The following is a 1074-nucleotide window of genomic DNA, read 5'->3' as shown; positions in this document are numbered from 1 at the left end:
AGCCCAGTGGTAATATGTCAAGCACCTAAAACATGAAAACTGGAAATTCATTGCGGCTTCTAAGCGCAAACTTCCGTTATTAGGCATATTCAAATAAACCTCGCAATTCCAATGAAAAAAGGGTGAAATTGGAAGTGTTATAGGATGTTCGAAAGTAAGAGATTGCGCGTCGTTACTCTCTCCTTTCTTGCGGTATGTATAGCTGATTCGTGCGTAGTAGCGAATGCACGAGGCGTACAAGTTTTCTAGCGGTTAAGACGAGAGCACGTTTATGTTGATGTTTGGTGACTTCATTGTATTTCTTTTGATAAAAGGCTTTATATTCGGCGTCATACTTGCGTATGGCGTCTGCAGCTTGTACAAGATAATAACGTAAGTATTTATTGCCTGTCCGCATTCGGCTCGTATTTTCGGCTTCAAATTCTCCAGATTGATACTGGGTCCAAACGAGCCCTGCGTATTTCGCTAATGCATGGTGGTCGTCAAAACGCTTGATATCGCCAATTTCAGCGAGTAAACCGGCTGCATAGACAGGACCAATGCCTTTTACGGACGTTAAGGTTTGTGTAATACCTTTCATCATCCGGTCAATTTCTTGATCGAGACGTTTGATTTGGCTTTCCATATGGCGAATTGTACTTAAAATCACGGACAGTGACAGATTGATTGGGTCGGCCATCATTTTGTCCAAACGATAAGAACTACGTGCGAGTTTTTGAAGATACTTCGCAATTTCTTCAGGCTCTGCAAAACGGTTTTTGCCTTTCTCTTGTAAGAACTCGATGAGTTCCTCGACGGGCATTTCTGCAATCGTTTCAGGATCTAATTCTTCAATCACAGCGACGCTTGTCGCACCAAATGTGTTGGAGAAGGGGTTATCTTGGCGTAAGCCACTAAATTTCAAAAATACTTGGTTCATCATGTACGTTTTATTACGTGCAATTTCATGCATCAAGTGAAAGCGCGTGCGTGTTAAACGGCGCAAAGCATCATACTGTAGGGTTTCTTGCATTTCATGTGGCAGACGTCCAAAGCGTAAATGATCCGCAATTACCCAGGCGTCAATCCGGTCGT

Annotated in this window: 1 protein-coding gene; it reads right to left on the bottom strand. The window is 42.8% G+C overall.

From position 1 onward, the window contains the following. Positions 1 to 172: 172 nt before the first annotated feature. The coding region (locus R2B77_RS17860) for an IS110 family RNA-guided transposase (protein ID WP_322555780.1) at positions 173 to 1074 on the bottom strand (902 nt) is incomplete at its 5' end.

Source organism: Sporosarcina beigongshangi, assembly GCF_033485195.1.
In the GTDB taxonomy this organism is placed as follows: domain Bacteria; phylum Bacillota; class Bacilli; order Bacillales_A; family Planococcaceae; genus Sporosarcina; species Sporosarcina beigongshangi.
Note: the sequence above shows the minus strand (reverse complement) of the source record. Positions and strands in the feature narration are given on the sequence as shown.